The organism is Kitasatospora sp. NPDC002522 (genome assembly GCF_053595195.1).
Window position 1 is genome coordinate 111766 of sequence record NZ_JBSFXE010000026.1, and the last position, 8331, is coordinate 120096.

Here is an 8331-nt window from a genome sequence, read left to right on the forward strand (position 1 = left end):
CTGGGCATGACAGATGAGCACCCGGTCCGGTCGGTCGGACGCCGGCGGTCCGGACGCGCGATCCCCTGATGGATCGTCAACTCCTGCCGGACGGGTCCTCGGTGAGGCGCAGCAGGACGGCGGACGGGGCGGCCGGCAGGGTCAGGGTGAGGTCACCGGTCTCGGCGCGCCAGGCGGTGGAGGCCTTGCCGCCCGCCGGGTAGAGCACCTCGACCCGGACATCGGCGCCGGCCAGGTGCGGCAGGGGGAGATCCCTGGCGGCCTCCTCGCCGGAGCGCCGCCAGGCGGTGACGTAGGTGGTGGCGGGGGTGTGGAGCGCCAGGGCGATCCACGCGTCCTCCCAGCCCGGGAGCCCGAGCGGCCAGGCGGGCAGCGCCGTCGGCAGGTCGGCCCGGATCGACTTGTGGACGGCGACCGCCTCATGTACCAAGTCCCGTGCTTCCGGGGCGAGTTCGGTGAGCCGACCGGACAGGTGGATGCGGCCGAGCAGCGCGTTCGCCATGGTCAACGCCACCTCGTCGAGCGAGTCCTCGGGCAGCGGGTACGCCCAGCAAGCGCTCTGCTCGGGAGTGACCGCGGTCGGGGCGGCAGCAGCGATCGGGGCGTAGCGCAGCAGGTCCTGCTGGTCGCTGGTGGACTGCACCTGCATCCGGGACAGCAGCGCGTGGTCGAGCCGCATGCCGCCGGACGCGCAGTTCTCCAGCACCAGCTCGGGGTGCCGGTCCAACAGGCCGTCCAGCCAGTCGAGTTGGGCCCGGTTGTGGCCGAGCAGACCGGCCGCCGGGGCCTCCCCGGGGTGGGCGCTGGTGCCGGAGCCGGGGTCGGTGTTGTGGTCCAGTTTCAGGTAGCCGACGCCCCAGTCGCCGACCAGGCGGTCCACCACCGCGTCCAGGTGCGCCCGGGCCGCGGGGTGACGCAGGTCGAGGTGGTGGCGGCCGCCGCCCTCCTCGATCCGCTGCCCGTCGCGCCGGAAGAACGCCTCCTCGGGCAGTGACTTCGCCAGCGGGCTGGACACCCCGACCGCCTCCGGCTCCAGCCACAGGCCGGGCACCATGCCGCGCTCGCGGATGCGGTCCAGCACCTGGTGGATCCCGCCCGGCCCGGGGAAGCGGGAGACCGAGGGTTGCCACGCCCCGACGCTCTCCCACCAGTTGTCGTCCTGCTCGGCGTACCAGCCGGCGTCGATGACGAAGTACTCCGCGCCGGCGTCGGCGGCGGCGTCCACCAGCGGCAGCAGCTTGTCCGACGTGGGGTCGCCCATCAGGCAGTTCATGTAGTCGTTGAAGATCACCGGCAGCTCGGTGTGGTCCCGGTGCGGGCGGCGGGTGGCGCGGCGGTAGCGGGTCAGGGCGGCGAAGGCGCCGTCCGGACCACCGTCCGAGGAGAGCGCGAGAGCCACCGGCACGGTGCGGAACTCCGCGCCGGGCTCCAGCGGGTGGCGCCAGCCGTGGTCGGCGTCGTTCGGGCCGTACAGTGCGGCGTACGCGGTGTCGTCGCGCACCCCGCACTCCCAGCGCCAGCCACCGCCGTTGTGCTCGATCTGCCACAGCCAGGTCCGCCCGGACCGACGGTCCGTCAGTCCGCCCATCGGCAGCCGGCCGCAGCTGGACCACACGCCCTGCCCGGCCACGACACGGGTGCTGCGGCCGGCGGTCGTGTGGAAGCGGCCGCTGCGCTCCGGCGAGGACGCCCGTAGCGGCTCGCGCTGCCAGCGGAATTCGGCGAACCACTCGTTCTCCGCCCACAGCAGCTCGGCATCGTCCAGGGCAGTCGGAGCGCCTCCGGTCAGACCACCCGTCACGAGCGAGCCGACCGACTCCAGGTGCAGCGTCCGCGACCCTTCGTTGCGCAGCAGGACTTCGCTGCGCAGCACCGGCAGGCCGTCCGTCGACCGGTAGACCGCCACGGCGGTCAAGCCGGTCTCCGGCTCGTGGAGTTCGACGGTGAGCACGTGCTGGTCGCCGTCCCGGGCAGCGTGGTGCGAGCGGTGGCGCAGGCGCGCGCCGAGGACGGTGTTGACGAGGTGTCGGCCCGACCAGTAGCGGCCGAGGCCGGCGGTCGTCACCTCCACCAGCGGCAGCGGTGCGCCGGGGCGCGGGGCGGTGCTCCCCTCTCCCGGTGCGCCGAGCCGGACCAGGCGAGCGGCCCCCTGGTCGTCCAGGGCGATCTCCAGCTCCAGGGCGTCGTGGCCCCAGCGGATCGTCTCGTGCGGGTCGGTCATGATGCCCTCCTTCGGCGGAGAGACACGTCGGGGGCGGCTCGCGCGTTGCCGGCCGCGGCCGGTGTGTCAGGTGCGGCGCGGGGCCGGGGCGGTGCTTTCGCGGACCACCAGTTCCGGTGGCATCAGGAGGAGTCGGTCCTCCGGGTCGCGGGCCTCGGCGTGCGCGTCGATCCTGGCCATGACCTGGTCGACGGCGAGTTGGCCGAGTTCCTTCTTCGGGCTGGAGACGGAGGTGAGGCGGGGGGAGTGCTGTTCGGCCAGGACGTCGGGGCAGATCGCGATCACCGAGGCGTCCTCCGGGACAGTCCGCCCGCCGGCCCGGAGCAGGGAGAGCAGCGGGCCGATGGCGCGTTCGTTCTGGACCACGAAGGCGGTGGTGTCGGGGCGGTCGGCGAGGATCCTGGCCAGGGTGCCGGCGGTGGACTCGTAGGTGCCCTCGCAGGGGCGGTGCAAGGACCGCAGGCCGCGGGCCTCGGCGCGTTCCCGGAAGCCGGTCAGGGTGCGTTCGGCGTAGCCGGCGTGGCGCTGGTAGACGGCGCTGCCGTAGCCGATGAAGGCGACGTCGCGGTGGCCGAGGTCGGCGAGGTGGTCGGCGCACAGGGCGCCCGCGGTGGCGAAGTCGTGGTCGACGCAGGACAGTCCGGCCGGGTCGGCGGGCAGGCCGATCAGCGCGGCGGGCACGCCCCGTGCGTGCAGCACGGGGACGCGCTCGTCGTCCAGGCGGACGTCCATCAGGATGACGCCGTCGGCCAGGCCGCTGGCGGCGACCCGCTGGACGCCGTCGGGGCCCTCGTCGTTGGTGAGCAGCAGCACGTCGTAGCCGTGCTCGCGGGCCGCCACGGTGACCGCGATGGCGATCTCCATCATGGTCGGCACGTGCACCTCGGTGTGCAGCGGCACCATCAGGGCGATGATGTGCGACCGCTTCCCGGCCAGCGCCCGCGCACCCGCGTTGGGGTGGTAGTCGAGCGTGGCGATCGCCTGCTCGATGCGGTCGCGGGTCTTCCGCGAGATCGATCGCTTCCCGCTCAGCGCATAGCTCACGGTACTGGCGGACACGCCCGCATACCTGGCCACATCGACGAGGGTCACCATCGGTCCACTTCCTTCGGTGTGTGTCGGCTCAGCCCTTGATCGCGCCGGTGAGCACACCGGCCCGGAAGTGCTTCTGCATGAACGGGTAGACCAGCAGCAGCGGGACCAGGGTCAGGACCACGACGGCCATCTGCAGGGACAGCGGCGCGGTCTGCGCATGGGTGCTGCCGAAGCCGGAGTTCACGGATCCGGGCAGGCCGTTGCCACGGTTGACGTAGGTCAGCAGTACGTACTGCAGCGGCCACTTCTGGGCGTCGGTGGGCATGTAGAGCATCACGTTGAAGAAGGAGTTCCAGTAGCCGACGCCGTAGAACAGGGCGATCACCGCGGTGACGGCCCGGGAGGTGGGCAGCACGACGGACCACAGGATCCGCCAGTCGCCCGCGCCGTCGATCCGGGCGGCGTCGATCAGGTCGCTGGAGGTGGTGGAGTAGAAGGCGCGCAGCACCAGGATGTTGAACACCGACACCGCGCTGGGCAGGATCAGCGACCACCACTGGCCGTAGCCGCCGAGGCCGGTGACCACCAGGAAGCTGGGGATCAGGCCGCCGCTGACGAACATCGTGACGATCAGCAGGCTGAGGATCGTGCGGTGCCCGAGCGAGCGCGAGCGCGACAGCCCGTACGCGCAGAGCACCGAGACCACCATCGACACGGCGGTGCCGACCAGGGTGATGCCCAGGCTGACCATCAGCGCGGTGCGCACCGTGCCGTCGCCGAGCATCTGCCGGTAGGCCTCCGTGCTGAGGCCGTCGGGCCAGATCACCAGCCCGCCGGCCCGGTTGACGGCGCCGGGGGTGGAGAAGCTGGTCAGCACGATGATCCAGAGCGGCACGACGACCACCGCGAGGACGCCGGTCAGGGTGATGCCCTTGGCGGTCTGGCCGATGACCGTGGGCGGTTCCTCCCAAGGGGCCCGCCCGGCCCGGGCCCGGGCGCGGCGGCCGGTCCGCACCGGCCGGGAGGCGGCGTGGGCGGCGCCGGAGCGGAGTGTGGGGTGAGCGTTCGTCATTTCCGGTACAACCCGTCCTCGCCGAAGGCGTGCGCCAGTTTGTTGGCGCCCCAGATCAGCAGTAGCGAGATGACGCTCTTGAAGAGGCCGGCCGCCGCGCCGAAGCTGTAGTTGCCGTTGGTGATGCCGTAGTAGAAGGAGAAGGTGTCCAGCACGTCGGCGGTCTCGTGGCCGACCGCCTCGCGCTGGATCAGGAACTGCTCGAAGCCGACCGACAGCGCGTTGCCCAGGCGCAGCACCAGCATCAGCACGATCACGCCGCGCAGGCCGGGCAGCGTGATGTGCCACATCCGGCGCCAGCGTCCGGCGCCGTCCGCCGCGGCGGCCTCGTACAGTTCGCTGTTGATCGCGGCGAGGGCGGCGAGGAAGACGATGATCCCCCAGCCGGCTTCCTTCCACACCGCCTGGGAGGTGACCAGCAGCGCGAAGGTGTGCGGGTTGGTCGTGATGTCCCAGGGCTGCATGTCGTGCTGGCGCAGGAAGTGGTTGAGGATCCCGGCGCCGCCGAGCATCTGCTGGAAGATGGTGATGGCCAGCACCCAGGAGAAGAAGTGCGGCAGGTAGACCACGGACTGGATGAAGTTCCGCAGTCGTTCGCTGAGCACCGTGTTGAGCAGCAGGGCCAGCGCGACCGGGACGGGGAAGAACAGCACCAGTTGGACGAAGCTGAGCCACAGGGTGTTCCTCAACGCCCCCCAGAACAGGGGGTCGTTGAACAGCTGCTGGAACTGCGCGAGGCCGGCCCATTCGCTGTCGCGCACGCCTACCAGCGGGTCGTAGTACTGGAACGCGGTGACCAGGCCGAACAGCGGCGCGTAGTTGAAGACCAGCAGGAGGACCACGGCGGGCACGGTCATCAGCAGCAGCGACTTGTCGCGCCGCAGTCTCGTCCGCCAGTTCAGCAGCTTGCCGGTTCCGCCCCGCTCCGACCGCGCGGCGCTCACTGCCCGGTTCCGTACTTGTTCAGGACGTTGTCGGTCATCCACTCCTTCAGCCGGTCACCGCCGTTGGACTTCCAGGTGGAGATGGCGGCCTGCACGTCCGAGACCTTCTTCTTGCCGTGGTAGCAGTCCTTGATGGTGTCCTCGACGGCCTGTCCGCTGTCGGCGGTGGCCATCGTCTGCGGCATGCTGAGGTTCATGTTCCAGAACAGCGGCTTGTAGAGGGTCTTGACGTTGGCGGCCTGCCAGGCGGTGAAGTCCTTGGTGACCTGGTCGCCGCCGGGGTTGGAGATCACCGAGGGCGGGGCGGCCAGGAACGGGAAGGTCGTCGCCTGGACGTCCTTCTTGCCCTCCTCGGTAGCGGTGGGCACACCGTTCACCCGGTTGTAGTGGACCCCCTCGACGCCGAAGTTGACCAGCGTGTACTCGGCCGAACCGTACGGCGCGGCCAGGTAGTTGGCGACGGCGAGCAGCTCCTCGATCTGCTCCGGCCTCAGCTTCGCGTTGAGGTAGCTCAGCATGCTGGACGAGGAGCCCATGAAGATCTGCGGGGTGCCGGTGCCGGAGGCGGTCATGATGTTGAACGCGCCGCGCCGGTAGGCCGGGTTGGCGGCGATGCCGGACTGGTGGTCGGCGAGGTTCCAGGCGCCGAGGCCGCCGCCGCCGATCAGGGTCTTGCCGGCGTAGAAGCGGGTGCCGCCGTCGGCGTTGTTGCCGGCGATCGCGTCGGGGTGCAGGTAGCCGGAGGTGGCCAGCTTGTAGTGCCAGTCCAGCGCCTCCAGAAACTCCGGCATCTCGTACTTGTGGACCAGCTTGCCGTCCTTGAGGATCCACTTGGCGGGGATGCCCCAGGCGATCGACAGGTAGGTCCAGACGTCGTCGAAGGCCCACACGCCGCCCTTGGCGTCGGTGAGCTCCTTGCCGAGGTTCATCAGGTCGTCGGCGGACTTGACCTGGTCGGCGGTGATGCCCTTGGCCTCCAGCAGGTCGCGGCGGTAGAAGACCGCGCCCGGGAGCGGCATGGCGGTGGAGAAGCAGGGGATGCCGTAGAGCTTGTCGCCCCACACGCCCGTCTGCCAGGCGCCGGTGGGCAGGGCGGCGAGGTTCGGGTACTTCTTGATCTTGTCGCCGGCCAGGTAGGGCGTCAGGTCGGCGAGTTGGGAGTCGGCGAGGCCGCCGGTGTTGAAGTTGGAGTTCCACCAGGCCGGTAGGTTGATCCAGTCGGGCAGCTTCTTGGCGGCCGTCATGGTCGGGATGATGGTGTTGTAGTTGTTGCCGTCGGCCGGCTTCATCTCGAAGGAGACGCCCAGCGCCTTGTTCATCGCCGCGTAGAAGGAGTTGCCGGCCGGCGGGACGGTGCCCCACAACGGTGTGACGGCGGTGTAGCTGCCGCCCTTGCCGGGGACGCCCGAGACGGTGGCGACCGGGTTCGCCGGGTAGGTGAGGAACCCGGGGTCGGTCACGGCGCCGTTGCTGCCGCCCGACACTCCGGGGATGTCCGCGGGCACCGCGGTGTTGGGCACGAACGCGGGCAGTGCGGCCTTCAGGCCCTGCTCGGTGTTGGCACCGGCCTTGTGCTTGCCGCCTCCGCCCCCGCAGGCGGACAGCAGGGGCGCCATCGCGGCGGCCCCCGCGACCGTGGCGGCGGAGCTGAGGAAACTTCGGCGGTTCAACCCTTGTCTCATGGCGCGGCCCTTCTCCAGCAAACTGTCGAATCGCTTGGATGTTTCGGTGACACTAACGATGGGTTACCGGTTCGACAAGGGCCTGAACAAATATAAATTCCAGGCACAGCAAGGCTGTTGACACGTACGAGCGCGCCATGTCAGCGTCGATGGGCTTCGACGAACGAGCCTCGACCATCTGCCCGAGGGGTCTACCCACGTGAGTGCCACGCCCACGCCCGCCACCGGCCTGTTCCCGTTCCGGGATCCCGCGCTACCGTTGGACAAGCGCGTCGACGACCTGCTCGACCGGCTCGCTCCCGACGAGCGGCTGGCGATGCTGCACCAGTACGCACCGGCCGTCCCCCGCCTGGGAGTTGCCGCGTTCCGCACCGGCGCCGAGGCCCTGCACGGGGTGTCCTGGCTGGGCGTGGCCACCTCCTTCCCGCAGGCGGTCGGCCTCGGCGCGAGCTGGGACGAGGACCTGGTCCGCCGGGTCGCCGAGGCGGTCTCGACCGAGCTGCGGGCGTTCCACCACCAGCGCCCCCCGGCGGTCGCCCCCGACCGCGGGCCCAACAGCCTGCAGGCCTGGGCGCCGGTGCTGAACCTGCTGCGCGACCCGCGCTGGGGCCGCAACGAGGAGGGCTACTCCGAGGACCCGGTGCACACCGCCCGGGTCGGCGAGGCGTTCTGCCGCGGCCTGGCCGGCGACCACCCCGACTACCTGCGCGCGGCGCCCGTGCTCAAGCACTTCCTCGCCTACAACAACGAGGACGAACGCTGCACCACCTCCTCCGGCCTGCGCCCCCGGGTCCTGCACGAGTACGACCTCGCCGCGTTCCGGCCGGTCGTCGCCTCCGGCGCCGCGACCGGCGTGATGGCCGCCTACAACCTGGTCAACGGCCGCCCCTGCCACGTCTCCCCGCTGCTGGAGACCGAACTGCGCCGCTGGGCCGAGCCGACCGGGCACGAGCTGTTCGTGGTCTCCGACGCGGAGGCCCCGTCCAACCTGGTCGACCCCGAGCACTACTTCGACGACCACGCCGAGTCGCACGCGGCGGCGCTGAAGGCCGGCATCGACTCCTTCACCGACCACGGCGAGGACAGCGAGACGGTGGTCGGCCGGCTGCGCGAAGCCCTGCAGCGCGGCCTGATCACCGCCGAGGACGTCGACCGGGCGGTCCGCCGCCAGCTCGAACTGCGCCTGCGCCTCGGCGAGTTCGACCCCGAGCTGGACCCGTACGCGGGCATCGGCGCCGAGGTGATCGACAGCGCCCCGCACCGCGCCTTGGCCCGCGAGGCGGCCACCGAGTCGATCGTGCTGCTGAAGAACCAGGGCATGCTGCCGCTCGACACCACCGCCGGCCCGCTGCGCGTCGCGGTGCTCGGCCCGCTCGC

Annotated in this window: 6 protein-coding genes; 1 reads left to right on the forward strand and 5 read right to left on the reverse strand. The window is 71.0% G+C overall.

The window, feature by feature from the left end:
- Nucleotides 1-76 precede the first annotated feature (76 nt).
- From ACWD4U_RS22305 to ACWD4U_RS22325, 5 genes are all read right to left on the reverse strand, one after another.
- Nucleotides 77-2221, reverse strand: a complete 2145-nt coding sequence (locus ACWD4U_RS22305; RefSeq protein WP_363454074.1) for a glycoside hydrolase family 36 protein — start codon at nt 2219-2221, stop codon at nt 77-79.
- A 66-nt stretch (nt 2222-2287) separates the two neighbouring features.
- Complete coding sequence (locus tag ACWD4U_RS22310; RefSeq protein WP_363454072.1) at nt 2288-3316, reverse strand: LacI family DNA-binding transcriptional regulator; 1029 nt, start codon at nt 3314-3316, stop codon at nt 2288-2290.
- A gap of 28 nt (nt 3317-3344) precedes the next feature.
- The gene (locus ACWD4U_RS22315; protein WP_363454070.1) at nt 3345-4328 is read right to left on the reverse strand and encodes a carbohydrate ABC transporter permease; all 984 of its coding nucleotides are present in this window, start codon (nt 4326-4328) and stop codon (nt 3345-3347) included.
- Nucleotides 4325-5272, reverse strand: a complete 948-nt coding sequence (locus ACWD4U_RS22320) for an ABC transporter permease (RefSeq protein WP_363454068.1) — start codon at nt 5270-5272, stop codon at nt 4325-4327. The genes ACWD4U_RS22315 and ACWD4U_RS22320 overlap by 4 nt, the downstream gene beginning before the upstream one ends.
- The gene (locus tag ACWD4U_RS22325; protein ID WP_363454066.1) at nt 5269-6942 is read right to left on the reverse strand and encodes an ABC transporter substrate-binding protein; all 1674 of its coding nucleotides are present in this window, start codon (nt 6940-6942) and stop codon (nt 5269-5271) included. The genes ACWD4U_RS22320 and ACWD4U_RS22325 overlap by 4 nt, the downstream gene beginning before the upstream one ends.
- A 211-nt stretch (nt 6943-7153) precedes the next feature.
- On the opposite strand from ACWD4U_RS22325, the gene ACWD4U_RS22330 reads away from it, so the two are divergent.
- Nucleotides 7154-8331: glycoside hydrolase family 3 protein (locus ACWD4U_RS22330; protein ID WP_449787269.1), on the forward strand; the 1178-nt coding region annotated here is incomplete at its 3' end.

What these genes read in the sequence shown, in the direction of transcription:
- ACWD4U_RS22305 (WP_363454074.1), bottom strand. Translation starts at nt 2,221, where the DNA reads ATGACCGACCCGCACGAGACGATCCGCTGGGGCCACGACGCCCTGGAG.
- ACWD4U_RS22310 (WP_363454072.1), bottom strand. Translation starts at nt 3,316, where the DNA reads ATGGTGACCCTCGTCGATGTGGCCAGGTATGCGGGCGTGTCCGCCAGT.
- ACWD4U_RS22315 (WP_363454070.1), bottom strand. Translation starts at nt 4,328, where the DNA reads ATGACGAACGCTCACCCCACACTCCGCTCCGGCGCCGCCCACGCCGCC.